The sequence below is a fragment of the Agrobacterium sp. genome (genome assembly GCF_032092815.1).
Taxonomy (GTDB): domain Bacteria; phylum Pseudomonadota; class Alphaproteobacteria; order Rhizobiales; family Rhizobiaceae; genus Agrobacterium.
In genome coordinates, this window is record NZ_DAMDBP010000006.1 from 85,938 (window position 1) to 102,831 (window position 16,894).

The following is a 16,894-nucleotide window of genomic DNA, read 5'->3' on the forward strand; positions in this document are numbered from 1 at the left end:
TAAAACTAACAGGATTTTCGCGGATCAAAAACAGCTACAGGCCCTGAGAAATAAGGTGGAGCGGGTGAAGGGAATCGAACCCTCGTATTCAGCTTGGGAAGCTGCTGCTCTACCATTGAGCTACACCCGCAGTGGATGAAGACATTCAACAGATCACCGCGGCTGTCAAGCCGCGGTCGGATTTGGATGAAGTACGCTGTCGTCACATGCGGAAATGTTTGGACAGCTTGAGGCCTTGCGCCTGATAGTTGGAACCCGCGCTTGTGCCATAAAGCCCCTGCGGTTTTTCCAGCATGTGTTCGTACACCAGACGACCAACGATCTGGCCATGTTCCAGAATGAACGGCACTTCGTGGCTGCGCACTTCCAGAACGGCACGGCTGCCTGCGCCACCGGCGCTGACATGGCCGAAGCCCGGGTCGAAGAAGCCAGCATAATGCACACGGAACTCACCGACCAGCGGATCGAACGGTGTCATTTCCGCAGCGTAAAGCGGCGGCACGTGTACGGCCTCTCTGGACACGAGAATGTAAAATTCGTCGGGATCCAGGATCAGTTCGGAGCGGCCACGGTTGTAAAGTGGCTCCCAGAAATCAAACACATCATGCTGCGCCTTGATATCAACATCCACCACCGAGGTGTGGTGTTTACCGCGATAACCGATCAGGCGGTCTTCACCAAAACCCTGCAGGTCGATGGAGAGCGCAATACCGCCACCTGAAACGTTCGGGGTTTCACTGGCAACCAGCGTTTCGGCTGCGTGCAGAGAAAGAAGTTCGGTTTCGTTGAGCAGCGCATGGCCGATGCGGAAACGGATCTGCGACAGGCGCGAACCACGGCGCACGACGATCGGGAATGTGCGCGGGCTGATTTCCAGATAAAGCGGGCCCTTGTAACCAGCCGGTATCTTGTCGAATTCCTGCGCGCTGTCGGTGATCACGCGCGTGAAGATATCCAGACGACCGGTTGAGCTTTTCGGATTGGCCGACGCCGACATGCCGGCCGGCAGATCAACCGTTTCCATCAGGGGTACAATGTAGACGCAGCCGGTTTCGAGAACCGCACCCTGGCTGAGGTCAATGGCGTGCAATTGCAGACGCTCAAGTTTGGACATGACGGTGCAGTCCGGGCCCGGCATGAAACTGGCTCGAACGCGGTAGGCTGTCGCGCCAAGGCGCAGGTCAAGGCTGGCAGGCTGAACCTGATCGGCATCGAGTGCCGCCTCGCTCTTCAGATTGCCGCTGTCGAACAGGCCGCGGATGGCTCCATCCGTTAAAATACCGGTCGTTCTTTTCATGATACTTCACCTGTTGCTTTTCCAATCGACAAAACCAAAACACCGGCATTGACGCAAGCCGTTAACGGGCGTATGCCAATTTTATCCCGTGGTGATTTGGCCGGTCGGCTTGCAGCCACGTTAAACAAGTGGCTAAAAAGACCGGGTGTTCGAAACCGGTCTGCTTTTGCGGCCGGTTTTTTTGTTTGAAGGTGATGAACATGAGCAATAACTGGCGCCCGGCAACGAAGCTTGTTCACGGTGGAAGCCTGCGTTCGCAATTCGGCGAGACATCAGAAGCACTCTACCTGACCCAAGGTTTCGTTTACGAAAATTCTGAAGCCGCCGAGGCCCGTTTCAAGGGCGAAACGGATGGTTTTATCTACGCCCGTTATGCCAGCCCCACCAACGACATGTTTGAAAAGCGCATGTGCATGCTGGAAGGCGCTGAAGAAGCACGCGCCACCGCATCGGGCATGGCCGCAGTAACCGCCGCCATCATGTGCCAGCTCAAGGCTGGCGATCATATTGTTGCTGCCCGCGCCCTGTTCGGCTCCTGCCGCTGGGTGGTTGAGACGCTTGCGCCGAAATACGGCATTGAATGCACGCTGATCGATGGCCGCGACCTTGCCAACTGGGAAGGCGCCATTCGCCCCAACACCCGCCTGTTCTTCCTGGAAAGCCCGACCAACCCGACGTTGGAAGTGGTTGACATTGCCGGCGTTGCCAAGCTTGCCAACCAGATTGGCGCAAAAGTGGTTGTCGACAATGTTTTCGCCACGCCGCTGTTCCAGAAGCCACTCGAACTGGGCGCACATATCGTCGTCTACTCCGCCACCAAGCACATTGACGGCCAGGGCCGTTGCCTTGGCGGTGTCGTTCTTTCCGACAAGAAGTGGATCGAGGAAGAGTTCCAGGAATATTACCGCCACACCGGCCCTGCTTTGTCGCCGTTCAATGCCTGGACGATGATGAAGGGTCTGGAAACTCTGGCGCTGCGTGTCAAGCAGCAGACAGCCAGTGCCGGTCGTATTGCTGACTTCCTGGCCGAACAGAAGCAGGTTGCAAAGGTTATCTATCCGGGCCGCAAGGACCATCCGCAGGCCGATATCATCGCCCGCCAGATGACAGGTGGTTCAACCATGGTAGCCTTTGAACTGAAGGGTGGCAAAGAAGCGGCATTTGCGCTGCAGAATGCCCTTTCCGTCGTGAAGATTTCCAACAATCTCGGCGACGCCAAGAGCCTGATCACCCATCCGGGTACCACGACCCACAAGAACCTGAACGATGAGGCACGTGCCGAAATGGGCATCGCTGCCGGTACGCTTCGTCTTTCTTGCGGTATCGAAGATACGGATGATCTGATCGAAGATTTTGCGCAGGCCCTGTCCAAAGTACAGGCCTGATACCAAACAAAGCCGTGTTTCGACATGAAACACGGCTTTTTACATTGCCCTAAATTTACCTTCTATTTCAGCATTTAATCTACTATCCGCCTTGGTCAGCGTTCGGTAACGGCTGTTTTATGTCAATTCTTGACGAATACCGGATGTTGTAGTGTAGAATAAAGGCAGATTATCAAAGGTAGCGCGTATGTATCGTGCAACGACAAACGGGATCGAAGTTGCTGTCGATCCTTATTATCTTGAAGAACAGTCGGATCCGGACGATAGCCGCTACGTCTGGGGCTACAAGATTGTCATTGCCAACAAGTCGCCTGCGGCCGTGCGCCTGACGCATCGTTATTGGCATATTACCGACCAGAATGGCCAGGTGGATGAAGTCTCCGGCCCTGGCGTGGTGGGTGAAATTCCGCACCTGAAGCCTGGCGAGACCTATGAATATTCGTCCGGTTGCCCGCTGGATACACCTTCGGGCATGATGTTTGGCCATTACCAGATGGAAACCGACGACGGCGAAGTGTTCGACGTTGCGATCCCGGCCTTCTCTTTGGACACGCCGGGCCTGACACGCGTTCTCAACTGACCGTCGAGAACGCGCCAATCACATCAGTTTTTTGAGGCTGCGACGACCGTTTCAAGTTCGGTCGGCTCGTATCTGTAGGTTGTCGAGCAGAACTCGCAGGTTACAGACACCATACCATCTTCTTCACTGTCGCGGATTTCCTGCGCGGTGAACCCTGACAACACGCCCTTGATCTTCTCACGCGAGCAATTACAGCGATCGAAAACCGGTTGCGGATCGTAGATACGCACACCACGCTCGTGGAACAGCCGGAACAACAGCCGCTCGACCGGAACCTGAGGATCGGTCAATTCGTCGGTATCCACGGTTTCCAGCAGGGTTGCCGCTTCCGTCCATGCATCATCATAGACGGTTTCGAAATCGGCATCATCGCCATCGCCACCGTGCAGATCAGGATGACGCATGCGCTCCGGCGCCTGCGGCAGGAACTGCGCCAGCACGCCACCGGCACGCCAGCCATGACGCGGTTTGCCGTCTTCGTCACGATCAAAGAACTCGGCAACGCCCAAGCGGATACGGGTCGGCAACTGCTCCGACTGGCGGAAATAGGTTCCGGCAATCTCTTCCAGTGACGAACCGTCCATCGGCACGATCCCCTGATAGGGTTGCATGCCCATGCCCTGATCGATGGTAAAGGCGAGGATACCCGTGCCCAGCAGTTCCGGCGGGCTGGTCTTGCCGTCAGCGATGGCCGCATCCAGCCGTTCCTGGTCGAAACGGGCGTAAGCGCGCATGCTTTCCGGTGCGGTAAAATCCGCCACAAGAAGATCAACCGGGCCATCACCCTTGGTTTGCAGGGTCAGCTTGCCTGAAAATTTCAGCGACGTGCCAATCAACGCCGTCAGCACCGTTGCCTCGGCCAGAAGGCGGGCAACCACTGGCGGGTAGTCATGCCGCTGCAGGATGGCGTTCAACAGAGGGCCAACCTGCACGGCGCGGCCGCGCACATCCAGTCCATCAATCTGGAACGGCAAAACATTGTCGTCGCCCGCAAATTTCAGATCATCCAGCTCTACTGTTGCATCTGCCATACCAAATACTCCTTGCAGCACCCGCTTCCCTTACAGGTCGCGTGCGTCGTCATTGTGTTTTTGCACAGGTGCGCGCAAAGCGAAACCACCTGTGGCGCATACGTCCCCAGCCGGAATCGGCTGACAAAACGCTCAATCCGTTGTTTTTATGCATTTCCGGACGGAAAATGCCGTGTCTGGAAAGTGTCATCACAACGCCGTGCGTTTTCACAGAAGTCGCAGGATATGCCGTGACACTTGTTAAATGCTGCATGATTTGACCCTACATCACATTCGATGTCAGGAATGATGCAGTAAAACGCGCAAGGCTGGCATTCACCAGCTTGCGCGCTCAGAAGACACCCAAATGGGAAGTCGGCAATAAAAGATCAAGGCCCAGTCAGGGCTGTGCGATCAGACGAGACCCATGCACCATGCGATGATGGACTTCTGGGCGTGCAGGCGGTTTTCCGCCTCGTCAAACACCACAGACTGCGGCCCGTCGATCACCTCGTCAGTCACTTCCTCGCCGCGGTGGGCTGGCAGGCAGTGCATGAACAACGCATCCGTGTTGGCCTTCTGCATCAGGGCTCCGTTGACCTGATAAGGCTGGAAGATGTTGTGGCCACGTGCCTTGTGCTCCTGGTTCATCGACACCCAGGTATCGGTGACCACGCAGTCGGCACCTTCCACCGCACGTTCTGCATCATGGCACAGCATGATGTCGCCGCCATTGTTGCGTGCCCAGTTCAGGAACTTGTCGTGCGGCTCGGAGCCCATCGGCACCGCCATGTTCATGCGGTAACCGAAGCGTGCGGCACCTTCGACCAGCGAATGCAAAACGTTGTTGCCGTCACCAGTCCAGGCAATCGTCTTGCCCTTGACCGGACCGCGATGCTCTTCAAATGTCAGAATGTCCGCCATGATCTGGCAGGGATGGGTATCGTCGGTCAGGCCGTTGATGACAGGCACGGTCGCGTGCTCGGCCAGTTCCAGTAGGCGGTTATGATCGGTGGTGCGGATCATGATGGCGTCAACATAACGCGACAGAACCTTGGCCGTGTCGCCAATGGTTTCGGCGCGGCCAAGCTGCATTTCCGTGCCCGACAGGAACAGGGTTTCGCCGCCGAGCTGGCGCATGCCGACATCAAACGATACGCGTGTGCGTGTCGACGGCTTCTCGAAAATCATCGCCAGCATTTTACCGTCGAGCGGTTTGTCGGCGGTTCCGGCTTTCGTTGCGGTTTTGCGTGTTCGCGCATCATCGAGGATCGAGCGCAGATCGCCGCTTGAAACAGCCGAAAGATCCAGAAAATGCTTTGGAGATGCCATTCTATTTTACCCCATTTCGCCAGCCACCTGTGGTGGCCGGCTCCTTACCCATTCAGGCGCTTTTCGCCTGCTGTGATGCCGAAAGTGCGATTGCTGCATTTTCAATGCGGCGCAGCCCTTCCCTTGCCTCTTCTGCCGTCACAACAAGTGGCGGAAGAAGACGGATGACGTTGTCGCCGGCTGGCACGCCCAGAACATGTTCTGCGCGCATGGCCTGCAACAGCTCTGCAGACGGCATTTTCGGCTTGATACCGAGGAGAAGGCCTTCGCCACGAATTTCCTCGATGACATCAGGGAAACGATCCTGCAGAGATGCCAGGCCCTGGCGGAAGATCAGCGTGATATCGCGGACATGGTCCAGGAAGCCATCGGCCAGCACAACATCGAGAACCGCATTACCGACAGCCATGGCCAGCGGGTTGCCGCCATAGGTCGTACCATGTGTACCAGCAGTCATGCCGGATGCGGCATCAGCCGTTGCAAGGCAGGCGCCGAGCGGGAAACCGCCGCCGATACCCTTGGCAACTGCCATGATATCTGGCGTCACACCCGTCCATTCATAACCAAACAGCTTGCCAGTACGGCCAACGCCAGTCTGAACTTCATCGAGGATCAGCAGCAGGCCGTGTTCATCACACAGATCGCGCAGCGTGCGCATGAATTCCGGCGGCACGATGCGAATGCCGCCCTCTCCCTGCACCGGCTCGATCAGCAGAGCTGCGGTTTCCGAGGTAATGACGGCCTTCAAGGCTTCGAGATCGCCGAACGGCACCTGATCGAAGCCTTCAACCTTCGGGCCAAAACCTTCGAGATATTTTGCCTGCCCACCGGCTGCGATCGTGGCCAGCGTACGACCATGGAAAGCACCTTCAAAGGTCACGATCCGGAATTTTTCCGGATGACCCTTCGAATAGTGGTAACGGCGCGCGGTCTTGATGGCGCATTCCAGCGCTTCAGCACCGGAGTTGGTGAAGAAGGCCTTGTCGGCAAAGGTCGCGTCGGTCAGGCGCTTGGCAAGCTTTTCCTGGCCCGGAATTTCATAGAGGTTGGACAGGTGCCAGACCTTTTCAGCCTGCGCCTTGATCGCTTCAACCAGATGCGGATGCGCGTGGCCGAGCGAATTGACCGCCACGCCTGCTGCGAAATCGAGATATCGCTCGCCAGTTTCCGTAATGAGCCACACGCCCTCGCCGCGCTCGAAACGGAGCGGGGCTCTGGAAAAAGTATCGAACAATGGCGCGGCTTCGGCCATGGCAGTATCACTCCTTCGCGCATTCTGCGCTTAAAACAGTTTGTCAAGCGGCGCTGCGGGTTATCCAACGCCTGAAAATCAAAAATGCCGCCTTGCGGCGGCACCGGCACTATCATCACTTCACCCTGCGCTGTCAACAAAAGTCAGCATTTTCCGGTACTTTCCGGCATTTTTCGGTGCGGCTCAACCGCAGATAAATCTTTTGGCGACGCTCCAGGACTGCCTCATTTTCGCAGCAAGTTGGGGAAAACCGGAAAATCGATTCGCGATGATTCCCTCGACTCTTGTCACGGAGTCAGCCTCACACTAGGTTAATAGGCAATTACTAGACTGCAAGCGGCGGAACTAGTCACCACAAAATACCTGTATAGGCGTGTTCGCGGCTTGCCGCGGCAAGGGTGACGGATTCTGCCTACAACACGCGAACAGCGGAGAGCGGCATGAACTGGACAGATGAGCGCGTCGAAAAACTCAAGAAACTATGGTCCGAAGGACTGAGTGCGAGCCAGATTGCCACTCAGCTTGGCGGCGTAAGCCGTAACGCTGTTATTGGCAAGGTTCACCGTCTTAGCCTGCCGGGCCGTGCGAAAGCCGGTGGCACAGCGACATCCGCCCGCACCCAAACAAAGCGCACGACATCTGCTCCGCGCGCTCCGAACTACGCGTCCCGCGTTGTTACCCGCACGGTAACCCGCGCATCCGGCGCCAATCTCATCAAGGAAGAGATTGAAGTCGAAAGCGGCGAAGTTCTTGAATTTGCACCAGCCAGCAACGTTGTTGTTCCGATCTCACGTCGTCTGAGCCTGACGGAACTGACAGAACGCACCTGCAAGTGGCCAGTTGGCGACCCAATGGCAGAAGACTTCCACTTCTGTGGTTGCGATTCCCAGGATTCCTCGCCTTACTGTAAGTTCCACGCGAAGCTGGCTTACCAGCCGGTCAGCGAACGCCGCCGGGCCTGATCAGATCATCCATTCACCGAAAAGGCCGCTAACGCGGCCTTTTTTGTTGCCTGATGGATAGATTAGTCCGTCAGCACCGTTTGCTGCATAAGTCGGATCGTCAGATGTTGCAGCAGGATGATGGTTTTGGCATCGCGAATTTCGCCACTGGAAATCATCGCCATCGCCTCCGGCAGCGCCACCTGCAGCACATCAATGTCTTCCCCTTCGTCAGCAGAACCACCGCCCTCGGAAATCTTCTGCTTTTCTGAATATTCACCAATGAAAAATGCGAGATATTCCGTGACCGAGCCGGGGCTCATGTAAACATCGAAGAGATGTGTCAGGGCGGAAACGTCATAGCCCGTTTCCTCGATCAGTTCGGCGCGCATACGCACGGCCGGTTCGGCGCCTTCAAGCAGACCGGCCGGCGCTTCGATCAAACTCTCCAAGCCACCATTCAGGAAAGCCGGCAAGCGAAACTGCCGGGTCAGCAGAACGCACCCGGTAACCGGATTATACAACAGGCAGGTGGCGCCGTTTCCCCTGTCATAGGCTTCACGTTGCTGGCGCTGCCAACTGCCATCCCGAAGGCGCAACTCATATTCATATTTGGTCAGGCGACCCCAATCGTCAGCAAGAACACGTTCGGACAAAGGCCGGAAACTGCTTTCATTCATCATATCACCTCTTTGCAATTCGTGCATTTTCGTGCAAACTCATGCAGAGTCAAGGATTGAATGTGATGTTAGTACAAGAGCGAAAAGCCCACCTCCTCAAACTGCTGAGCCAAAGCGGCAGTGTGGTTGCCACCGACGCAGCCAAGGCAATGGGGGTATCAGAAGACACGATCCGCAGGGATTTGCGCGAATTGGCCAAGGAGGGACACCTGAAACGTGTGCATGGCGGCGCCGTGCCGCTATCTCCAGCCGTCGCGCCTTTTTCAGGCCGTGTGGCGATTGCCGATGATGAAAAGGCCGAGATCGGCAGACATGCGGCAGGCATGATCGAGCCGGGTCAACTGGTCTTTCTCGATGGTGGCACCACGGCCATCCAGATCGCAAGACATTTGCCACGGGATTTGCGCGCCACCATCATTACCCATAGCCTCAATGTGGCACTGGAACTGGTGGAGCATGACAATATCACTGTGGAGATTGTTGGCGGCCGGCTTTTTCGCCACTCCGTGGTCACGGTCGGCGCGGCCACTCTGGCGTGGTTATCGCGCTATCGCCCCGATATCTGTTTTATCGGCGCGACCGGCCTGCATCCCGAACAAGGCATCACGACGGGCGATAGCGAAGAGGCCGAAATAAAAAGGGCGATCATTTCGATATCAGGTGCGGCCTATATTCTCGGCTCATCGGAAAAGATTGGCGCGGTTTCGGCCTTTGCGATCACTGAACTCAAGAATATCGACGGGATTATCGCCACGACAAAGGCGGACAAAACCACCATCGGCAAATTGCAGCAACTTGGCTGTCGGGTGATCCGCGCCGATGAAATGGCGAGATGAACGCCTGGAGATAAAAACCGAGGCAATCCGGAACGGACTGCCTCGGGTCAATTCATAGACTGCTATGCTTAGATGATACCACCACTTCCGGCCTTGGATGCCGGGCGCTCTGCCGCGACCTTGGCGCGGTAGCCGCTGGCGCGGTAGGCAGCGATTGGATCGATCGCACCACTTGCCCGGCGACGTGCCTCGGCAAGGATCGGCTCGACATCTGCCCGATACGCACGTTTCAGCGTGTCGGTGGCCATCAGCGCATCATTGTCCTGCTGGTAGCCATCAAGTGCCTTGCGATCCACCAGCAGTGCCTGGGCATAGGCGCGGCGAATTTCGTTGGCGCTCGAAATCAGGCTTTCAATCGGGTCGGTAACATTGTGCGACTGGTCGATCATGTGGGCCGGGTGGAAACCCTTCACGCCGCGATATTCCGCGTCCACCAATTCGTTGAACACCAGGAACAGACGGTATGGTTCGATCGATCCGGCATCCAGATCGTCATCGCCATATTTGCTGTCATTGAAATGGAAACCGCCGAGCTTACCGAACTGGATAAGACGCGCGACAATCATCTCGATGTTGGTATTCGGCGCATGGTGACCGAGGTCCACAAGGCAAAATGCCTTTTCGCCGAGCGTATTGGCAATGAGGTAGTTGGTACCCCAATCCTGCACCACGGTGGAATAGAAAGCCGGCTCATACATCTTGTGTTCGGAGAAGATGCTCCAGTCATCCGGCAACGCCTTGTAGATATCTGCCATCGCAGTCAGATAACGCTCAAAGCTCTTGGTGAAATTGCTCTGGCCGGGGAAGTTCGAGCCATCGCCAACCCAGACCGTCAGCGCCTTGGAACCCAGCGCATTGCCGATTTCGATACATTCAATGTTGTGGTCGACAGCCTGCTGGCGCGTTGCCGCATCGGTGTGACTGAGCGAACCATATTTATAGGAGTGGGCCTGATCCGGCGCATCGGAGAAGGTGTTGGAGTTCATGGCATCAAAGCCAAGACCCAAAGCCTGCGCATGGGCTTTCAGTTTTTTCGGATCTTCCTTGTCCCACGGAATATGCAGGGAGACATTCGGGGTCGCACGGGTCAGTTCGTTGATGACGGAGCAATCGTCCAGCTTGTCGAAAATGCCGCGTGGTTCGCCCTGGCCCGGGAAGCGGGCAAAACGTGTACCGCCCGTGCCAACACCCCAGGACGGAACAGCAACAAAAAACTCGGACACTTTTTTCGTAACATTTTCAATATCGATGCCGCGACGGTCAAGCTGCGCACCCAGCGCCGCATAATCATCCTTCAATGCCGCAGCGCGCTTGTCATTTTCAGCCGCGATCACATCGGCCTTGATTTTCGTATCCGTCATCTCTTCCTCCCCGGCGTATTGAACCAATCGCCGTCAATCGCGTTTCAACAGTCCAGATGTTTCAAGAACCAAAGGTATAATCGTGGACGTTATTCGCATTCTTCTCGCCATCATCCTGCCGCCAGTCGGCGTCTTTCTTCAGGTCGGCATTGGTCTGCATTTCTGGTTGAATATTCTTCTTACGCTGTGCGGATATGTGCCCGGCATCATTCATGCCATCTGGGTTATCCTGCGAAAATAAGCAGATCACCCCCGGCCCGCAAAGACCGAGGGTGGATAGCTGATATTATCGTGTAAAGCTCTGGGCGTTACCGGCATCGACATTGATGATGTTGCCGGTCGACTTGGCAGATGCATCCGAGGCCAGGAAATAAATCGCTTCAGCAATGTCTTCCGGGAACACGTTGAGCTTCAGCATCGAACGCTTGCGGTAGTGCTCTTCCAAATCGGTAACCTCGATCTTGGAGGACGCCGCACGCTGTTCGCGCCATTCACCGTTCCAGATTTTCGACCCGCGCAGAACCGCGTCTGGATTGACGGTGTTGACGCGAATGCCGGCATCCGCACCTTCCAGTGCAAGGCAACGGGCCAGATGAATTTCCGCAGCCTTGGCCGTGCAATAGGCAGAGGCGTTTGGCGATGAGGCAAGACCGTTCTTCGACGCCACGAATACGATGTTGCCACCGATGTTCTGCCGGCGGAACAGTTTGAACGCTTCACGCGACACCAGGAAATAACCGGTTGCCAGAATGTCGATGTTCTTGCTCCACATGGCAAGCGTGGTTTCTTCGACCGGCGCCGAGGAGGCAATACCGGCATTCGACACCAGAATATCGACACCGCCGAACTCGACAGTGGCTTGCGCAAAGGAAGAGATAACGCCGTCTTCCTTGGTCACATCAAGCTTGACGCTGCGCACGACATCCGCGCCGAAACGCTTTTCGAACTCGCCCTTGGCGCTTTCGAGTGCGGCTTCATCAATATCGGCCAGCACCACGCAGGCACCCTCGCCCGCCAGTCGCTCGGCTGTGGCGCGGCCAATGCCACCGGCACCGCCGGTGACGAAAGCCACCTTGCCGGCAAGGCTCTTTGGCTTCGGCATACGCTGCAGTTTTGCCTCTTCCAGCAGCCAGTATTCAATATCGAATGCTTCCTGTTCTGGCAGGCCCTGATATTCGGACACCGTCGATGCACCGCGCATCACATTAATGGCGTTGACGTAAAATTCACCGGCAATACGTGCCGTTGCCTTGTCCTTGGCAAATGAGAACATGCCAACGCCTGGAATAAGGAAGATGACCGGGTTCGGGTCACGCATATCAGGCGAATTGTCGTGTTTGCAGCTCTCGTAATAGCGCGTGTAATCTGCGCGATAATCGTCCAGAGCCTTGTCGAGACCAGCCAGCAGACCATCGACATCAGGTTTTGACGTATCGAGATCAAGGATCAGCGGGCGGATCTTGGTGCGCAGGAAGTGATCCGGGCAGGATGTACCCAATGCGCCGAGAGGCTTCAGATCTTTCGAGTTGACGAATTCCAAAACCGCATCCTGATCATCGAAATGACCGAGCTTGCGCTCTTCGCGGCCAATCCGACCACGGATTTCCGGCATCAGGCGGGCGGCAATAGCGCGGCGCGTTTCAACATCAAGGCTTTTTGCAACGGCACCGCCGAAGATGGTCTTGCCTTCTGTTTGCGCTGCGAACCATTCGATGGCCTTGTTGATGATGGCCAGTGTCAGTTCATAGCATGTCTTGGCATCATTATCCCAGGTGAACAGGCCGTGGCTTTCCAGCACAACACCCTTGGCCGTCGGGTTTGCCTTGACGAAGGCTTCCAGATCGAGACCAAGTTGGAAACCCGGACGGCGCCATGGCAACCAGCCAATGTCAGACCCAAAAATCTGCTGTGTCAGCTCTTTCGAATTCTTCGAGGCGGCAATGGCAATGATTGCGTCCGGGTGCATGTGATCGACATGATCAAAGGGCACAAAACCGTGCAGAGGCGTGTCGATGGAGGCCGCGCGCGGGTTGAGGTTGAACGTGCAATGCGGCAGGAACCCAACCATGCGGTCTTCGTCTTCGACACCCTTATAGATGCCTTTCAGCGCTTCCAGCTTGTCCATGTAAAGCGTGGAAAAGCCATCCAGCTTGATGGTGCCGACGTCACCGCCAGATCCCTTAACCCACATGACACGGACTTTTTCACCCGTCAGCGGATCGGTTTCCAGAACCTTCGCCGAGGTGTTGCCGCCACCATAGTTGGTGATGCGCTTGTCGGCGCCCAGCAGGTTGGAGCGATACAAAAGCTTGCCCGGCTCATCGAGCTTTGCAGCGTAAGCATCATCCCAGCGATTATCGAGAAGGCGGGTTTTGCCCGTCATGTCTTCCTCCCAAGTGTTTCGTTCGCGAACCACACATGGTCCGCCTCCCGTTGATGCAGGTATCGCGCAATCAAAACCGCAATGTCAATCAAAAACGATCATAAATTTTCATTGTGCGTCGCACCATTGATTAATTTGATCGATCTTGATTGACAACGTAAAGAGTTTGCGAATAATTGCTCATCAGGAGGACCCCATGCACGAAAGCGAACGCCATCGCATTATCTTGAGCGCCGTACAGGAAAAGCCTGTGGTGACGGTGCAGGATATTGCCGAATTGACGGATGCTTCCGAAGCAACCATCCGGCGGGATATCGCGTCTTTGCATGTGCAGGGCAAACTGCGCCGGGTGCGTGGTGGTGCAGAAGCTGTGCACCCGCCACAGCTCGGCAACCTGGCGGCCCGACCGTTCCGCGTCTCCGAATCAGTCAATATCGATAAAAAACGCGCAATTGCACGCAAAGCTGTCGATTTGTGCGACGATGGTGATGCAATCATCATCAATGGCGGCACGACGACCTTCCAGATGGTACATTACATGTCGGCGCGCCGCCTGCAGGTAATGACGAATTCCTTTGCGATTGCCGAACATCTCGTCAAACATTCAAAGTGCAATGTCAGCGTTCCCGGCGGCGCGATCTATCGCGACCAGAGCCTGATCCTTTCGCCCTTTGACAATGATGCGATCCGCAATTTTTACGCACGCCGTATCTTCATCGGTGCACAGGGCGTTGGTGCCCTTGGCATCATGGAATCCGACGCGCTGGTCATTCAAAGCGAGCAGAAGCTGATGCGGCAGGCCGAGGAACTGATCGTGATGGTCGATTCCAGCAAGTTCCGCAAACGCTCAAGTCTCATTCTTTGTCCGCTGGAAAATGTCTCCACCATCATCACCGATGAGGGCGTGCCTGACGATGCGGCACGCATGGTGGAAGACGCCGGCATAAAACTGATTGTCGCTGGATCAACGGCGAGCGGGGCGGCCGATGCGCCGCCCGACAAAAGAGGTTCCACGTCGGTCGCTTGAGGAGCGTCGACGGGAGGAGTTAAGCCATCAACTGGGAGGAAAAGGCATGAAACTTACACGTAGAACATTGTCACGCGCATTGATGCTTGGCGTCGCCATGGGCGTCGTCGGTATTGGCTCCGGCCTCAGCACGACGGCACAGGCCGCCGACATGAAAATCGCGCTCGTCGTCAAGTCGCTCGGCAACGGCTTCTTCGAAGCTGCCAACAAGGGCGCGCAGGAAGCTGCCAAGGAACTTGGCGGCGTTGAAATCATCTATACCGGCCCAACCTCGACCACGGCAGAAGGCCAGATCGAAGTGATCAACTCGCTGATCGCACAGGGCGTTGATGCCATCGCAATCTCCGCAAACGACCCGGATGCGGTTGTTCCAGCTCTCAAGAAGGCTGAACAGCGCGGCATCAAGGTCATTTCCTGGGACAGCGGCGTTGCACCGGAAGGTCGTATCCTGCAGCTCAACCCATCGTCCAACGCGCTGATCGGCAAGATGTGCCTGCAGCTGGCCGCAGCTCATCTCGAAGGTGGCAAGGGCGATTTCGCCATTCTGTCTGCGACCACAACATCCACGAACCAGAACATCTGGATCGAGGAAATGAAGAAGCAGCTGGGTGATTTTCCGGGCCTCAACCTCGTCACCACAGTTTATGGTGATGACCTGGCCGACAAGAGCTACCGTGAAGCACAGGGCCTGCTGACCTCGCAGCCGAACGTAAAGGTTATCGTTGCACCAACCACGGTTGGCGTTCTCGCAGCCTCGCAGGCCGTCAAGGATGCTGGCAAGATCGGTGAAGTCTACGTAACCGGCCTTGGTCTTCCGTCCGAAATGGCCGGTGCGATCAAGTCTGGCGCCACCAAGGAATTTGCGATCTGGAACCCGATCGACCTTGGTTATTCTGCCACGCAGATTGCCTATCACCTCGTCAAGGGTGACACCGATGGCAAGCCAAGCTCGGAAATCGAAGCTGGCCGCATGGGCAAGATCAAGGTTGGCGAAAACAGCGAAGCCGCAATGTCGGAGCCGTTCATCTACAACGCATCGAACATCGATGAGTTCTCGAAGATTTTCTGATCTGCGACAGCCTATCCCGGCGGCGAAAGCCGTCGGGGTCTTAGACCGCAATTGCATACTCAACGTCATCGCCATCTGAGATGGATCGACTTCGTCAACCTCGTTGGATCCTCGGGTCAAGCCGGAGGATGACGTCGAGTATGCGGTTTGCTTATTGCTCGCTCATGAGCACTTCAGGTTCACAGTAATGACCATGGCAATTGAAAAAATGGCTGAAACCACCACACCTGAAATGTCGGCTTCCGCCAACCAGACACCCATTCTGGAAATGCGCGGCATCAGCCAGATATTTCCTGGCGTAAAGGCGTTGGATGGCGTCAATATCGCGCTTTATCCCGGTAAGGTCACCGCCTTGATCGGTGAGAACGGTGCTGGAAAATCGACGCTGGTGAAAATCCTGACCGGCATTTACCGCCCCAATGAAGGCGAAATCCTGCTTGATGGCCAGCAGGTCAATTTTCAAAGTGCGCAGGATGCCATTGATCGCGGCGTCACGGCCATTCATCAGGAAACCGTGCTGTTTGACGAGCTATCGGTTGGTGAAAACATCTTTCTCGGCCACGCGCCAAAAGGCCGTTTTGGTCTGATCGACTGGAAAACCATCAACAACCGTGCACGGGTTTTGCTCGAAAAACTCGAAAGCACCATCGATCCGTCGATCCGGCTGAAAGACCTGTCCATTGCGCAGCGCCATCTGGTGGCGATTGCCCGCGCGCTTTCGGTTGAAGCCCGCATCGTGATCATGGATGAACCGACAGCTGCCCTGTCGCGCAAGGAAATCGACGACCTGTTCCGCATCGTCGAAAATCTGAAAAAGCAGGGCAAAGCCATTCTGTTCATCAGCCACAAGTTCGATGAAGTCTATGAAATTGCCGAAAATTACGCAGTGTTCCGCGACGGCAAGATGGTGGGCGCCGGACAGCTGGCCAATACACCACAGGAAAATATCGTGCGCCTGATGGTGGGACGTGACGTCAAGGATGCTTTCCCGAAACAGGCCGTCAATATTGGCGCTACCGTGCTTTCGGTGAAGAACTACTGCCACGACACCGAATTCCGCGACATTTCCTTCGATCTTCGCAAGGGCGAGATTCTTGGCCTTTACGGATTGATCGGCGCTGGCCGCTCGGAACTGTGTCAGTCGCTGTTTGGCATCACCAAACCGGCCTCCGGCAGTCTGGCCCTCAACGGTCAGGATATCCAGATCCATTCTCCCGGCGACGCCATTGGTGCTGGCATCGTTTATGTTCCAGAGGAACGTGGGCGCCACGGCCTGGCGCTCGACATGCCGATCTACCAGAACATGTCGCTGCCCTCGCTGGCACGCACTTCACGCAAGGGGTTTCTTGCCGCCGCCAACGAGTTTGCGCTGGCGCGCAAATATGCCACGCGACTTGATCTGCGCGCCGCAGCGCTTTCCGTACCGGTTGGCACGCTGTCCGGCGGCAACCAGCAGAAGGTTGTCATCGGCAAATGGCTGGCAACACAGCCCAAGGTGATCATTCTCGATGAACCGACCAAGGGCATCGATATCGGCTCCAAGGCGGCCGTGCACGGCTTCATCAGCGAACTGGCGGCAGAGGGCCTGTCGATCATCATGATCTCATCGGAACTGCCGGAAATTCTCGGCATGTCCGATCGTGCTCTGGTGATGCGTGAAGGCCTGATGGCCGGCATGTTTGAACGTGCCGAATTTTCGCCGGAAGCGCTGGTGCGCGCCGCCACTGGCAACCTCTAGGAC

Annotated in this window: 15 protein-coding genes, 1 tRNA gene and 1 riboswitch; of the genes, 8 read left to right on the forward strand and 8 right to left on the reverse strand. The window is 56.2% G+C overall.

The features are described 5' to 3' along the window. Positions 1 to 56: 56 nt before the first annotated feature. A tRNA-Gly gene (locus RT613_RS04975) sits at positions 57 to 130 on the reverse strand. Positions 131 to 202: 72 nt separating this feature from the next. After that, positions 203 to 1,297, reverse strand: a complete 1,095-nt coding sequence (locus RT613_RS04980; protein ID WP_313613457.1) for a 2'-deoxycytidine 5'-triphosphate deaminase — start codon at positions 1,295 to 1,297, stop codon at positions 203 to 205. Between the two features lie 78 nt (positions 1,298 to 1,375). Beyond that, positions 1,376 to 1,454: riboswitch (SAM riboswitch) on the forward strand. 43 nt (positions 1,455 to 1,497) lie between these two features. Here RT613_RS04980 and RT613_RS04985 point away from each other — a divergent pair. Continuing rightward, positions 1,498 to 2,682, forward strand: a complete 1,185-nt coding sequence (locus RT613_RS04985) for an O-succinylhomoserine sulfhydrylase (RefSeq protein ID WP_313613458.1) — start codon at positions 1,498 to 1,500, stop codon at positions 2,680 to 2,682. A gap of 187 nt (positions 2,683 to 2,869) precedes the next feature. Beyond that, positions 2,870 to 3,262: a Co2+/Mg2+ efflux protein ApaG gene (apaG, locus tag RT613_RS04990; protein WP_313613460.1), complete on the forward strand. Its 393-nt coding sequence runs from the start codon at positions 2,870 to 2,872 to the stop codon at positions 3,260 to 3,262. A gap of 23 nt (positions 3,263 to 3,285) precedes the next feature. Here apaG and RT613_RS04995 read toward each other — a convergent pair whose 3' ends face one another. The 3 genes from RT613_RS04995 to RT613_RS05005 all read right to left on the reverse strand — a co-directional run bounded on the left by RT613_RS04995 (position 3,286) and on the right by RT613_RS05005 (position 6,856). After that, positions 3,286 to 4,293: an Hsp33 family molecular chaperone gene (locus RT613_RS04995; RefSeq protein ID WP_313613462.1), complete on the reverse strand. Its 1,008-nt coding sequence runs from the start codon at positions 4,291 to 4,293 to the stop codon at positions 3,286 to 3,288. A gap of 393 nt (positions 4,294 to 4,686) precedes the next feature. Beyond that, complete coding sequence (gene argF / locus RT613_RS05000; RefSeq protein ID WP_313613464.1) at positions 4,687 to 5,604, reverse strand: ornithine carbamoyltransferase; 918 nt, start codon at positions 5,602 to 5,604, stop codon at positions 4,687 to 4,689. A 52-nt stretch (positions 5,605 to 5,656) separates the two neighbouring features. Then, positions 5,657 to 6,856: an aspartate aminotransferase family protein gene (locus RT613_RS05005; protein WP_313613466.1), complete on the reverse strand. Its 1,200-nt coding sequence runs from the start codon at positions 6,854 to 6,856 to the stop codon at positions 5,657 to 5,659. Positions 6,857 to 7,296: 440 nt separating this feature from the next. Here RT613_RS05005 and RT613_RS05010 point away from each other — a divergent pair, with 440 nt between their 5' ends. Further along, entirely contained in the window at positions 7,297 to 7,818 is a 522-nt protein-coding gene (locus RT613_RS05010; protein ID WP_313613468.1) for a GcrA family cell cycle regulator, read from the forward strand. 62 nt (positions 7,819 to 7,880) lie between these two features. On the opposite strand, the gene RT613_RS05015 is transcribed toward RT613_RS05010, so the two are convergent. After that, positions 7,881 to 8,477 carry an NUDIX domain-containing protein gene (locus tag RT613_RS05015; protein WP_313613573.1) on the reverse strand — a complete coding sequence of 199 codons (597 nt, stop codon included), beginning with the start codon at positions 8,475 to 8,477 and terminating at the stop codon, positions 7,881 to 7,883. A 65-nt stretch (positions 8,478 to 8,542) separates the two neighbouring features. On the opposite strand from RT613_RS05015, the gene RT613_RS05020 reads away from it, so the two are divergent. Further along, positions 8,543 to 9,313, forward strand: a complete 771-nt coding sequence (locus RT613_RS05020; protein ID WP_313613469.1) for a DeoR/GlpR family DNA-binding transcription regulator — start codon at positions 8,543 to 8,545, stop codon at positions 9,311 to 9,313. A gap of 68 nt (positions 9,314 to 9,381) precedes the next feature. On the opposite strand, the gene rhaI is transcribed toward RT613_RS05020, so the two are convergent. After that, the gene (rhaI, locus tag RT613_RS05025) at positions 9,382 to 10,674 is read right to left on the reverse strand and encodes an L-rhamnose catabolism isomerase (RefSeq protein WP_313613470.1); all 1,293 of its coding nucleotides are present in this window, start codon (positions 10,672 to 10,674) and stop codon (positions 9,382 to 9,384) included. Positions 10,675 to 10,756: 82 nt separating this feature from the next. Here rhaI and RT613_RS05030 point away from each other — a divergent pair, with 82 nt between their 5' ends. Next, positions 10,757 to 10,915: a YqaE/Pmp3 family membrane protein gene (locus tag RT613_RS05030; RefSeq protein WP_148146741.1), complete on the forward strand. Its 159-nt coding sequence runs from the start codon at positions 10,757 to 10,759 to the stop codon at positions 10,913 to 10,915. A gap of 45 nt (positions 10,916 to 10,960) precedes the next feature. On the opposite strand, the gene RT613_RS05035 is transcribed toward RT613_RS05030, so the two are convergent. Beyond that, the gene (locus tag RT613_RS05035; RefSeq protein WP_313613472.1) at positions 10,961 to 13,057 is read right to left on the reverse strand and encodes a bifunctional rhamnulose-1-phosphate aldolase/short-chain dehydrogenase; all 2,097 of its coding nucleotides are present in this window, start codon (positions 13,055 to 13,057) and stop codon (positions 10,961 to 10,963) included. Between the two features lie 196 nt (positions 13,058 to 13,253). Here RT613_RS05035 and RT613_RS05040 point away from each other — a divergent pair, with 196 nt between their 5' ends. The 3 genes from RT613_RS05040 (at position 13,254) to RT613_RS05050 (ending at position 16,891) form a co-directional block, all read left to right on the forward strand. Further along, positions 13,254 to 14,084, forward strand: a complete 831-nt coding sequence (locus RT613_RS05040; protein WP_313613474.1) for a DeoR/GlpR family DNA-binding transcription regulator — start codon at positions 13,254 to 13,256, stop codon at positions 14,082 to 14,084. A 46-nt stretch (positions 14,085 to 14,130) separates the two neighbouring features. Next, positions 14,131 to 15,153: a rhamnose ABC transporter substrate-binding protein gene (gene rhaS, locus RT613_RS05045; RefSeq protein ID WP_409558764.1), complete on the forward strand. Its 1,023-nt coding sequence runs from the start codon at positions 14,131 to 14,133 to the stop codon at positions 15,151 to 15,153. Between the two features lie 208 nt (positions 15,154 to 15,361). Further along, the gene (locus RT613_RS05050; protein WP_313613575.1) at positions 15,362 to 16,891 is read left to right on the forward strand and encodes a sugar ABC transporter ATP-binding protein; all 1,530 of its coding nucleotides are present in this window, start codon (positions 15,362 to 15,364) and stop codon (positions 16,889 to 16,891) included. Positions 16,892 to 16,894 lie beyond the last annotated feature (3 nt).

Excerpts from the sequence above, each read along its gene's own strand:
- RT613_RS05050 (WP_313613575.1), top strand. The coding sequence starts at position 15,362 with ATGGCTGAAACCACCACACCTGAAATGTCGGCTTCCGCCAACCAGACA.
- RT613_RS05015 (WP_313613573.1), bottom strand. The coding sequence starts at position 8,477 with ATGAATGAAAGCAGTTTCCGGCCTTTGTCCGAACGTGTTCTTGCTGAC.
- RT613_RS04980 (WP_313613457.1), bottom strand. The coding sequence starts at position 1,297 with ATGAAAAGAACGACCGGTATTTTAACGGATGGAGCCATCCGCGGCCTG.
- RT613_RS05040 (WP_313613474.1), top strand. The coding sequence starts at position 13,254 with ATGCACGAAAGCGAACGCCATCGCATTATCTTGAGCGCCGTACAGGAA.
- RT613_RS05005 (WP_313613466.1), bottom strand. The coding sequence starts at position 6,856 with ATGGCCGAAGCCGCGCCATTGTTCGATACTTTTTCCAGAGCCCCGCTC.
- rhaS (WP_409558764.1), top strand. The coding sequence starts at position 14,131 with ATGAAACTTACACGTAGAACATTGTCACGCGCATTGATGCTTGGCGTC.
- RT613_RS05010 (WP_313613468.1), top strand. The coding sequence starts at position 7,297 with ATGAACTGGACAGATGAGCGCGTCGAAAAACTCAAGAAACTATGGTCC.
- RT613_RS04995 (WP_313613462.1), bottom strand. The coding sequence starts at position 4,293 with ATGGCAGATGCAACAGTAGAGCTGGATGATCTGAAATTTGCGGGCGAC.
- argF (WP_313613464.1), bottom strand. The coding sequence starts at position 5,604 with ATGGCATCTCCAAAGCATTTTCTGGATCTTTCGGCTGTTTCAAGCGGC.
- apaG (WP_313613460.1), top strand. The coding sequence starts at position 2,870 with ATGTATCGTGCAACGACAAACGGGATCGAAGTTGCTGTCGATCCTTAT.
- RT613_RS05035 (WP_313613472.1), bottom strand. The coding sequence starts at position 13,057 with ATGACGGGCAAAACCCGCCTTCTCGATAATCGCTGGGATGATGCTTAC.
- RT613_RS04985 (WP_313613458.1), top strand. The coding sequence starts at position 1,498 with ATGAGCAATAACTGGCGCCCGGCAACGAAGCTTGTTCACGGTGGAAGC.
- RT613_RS05020 (WP_313613469.1), top strand. The coding sequence starts at position 8,543 with ATGTTAGTACAAGAGCGAAAAGCCCACCTCCTCAAACTGCTGAGCCAA.
- rhaI (WP_313613470.1), bottom strand. The coding sequence starts at position 10,674 with ATGACGGATACGAAAATCAAGGCCGATGTGATCGCGGCTGAAAATGAC.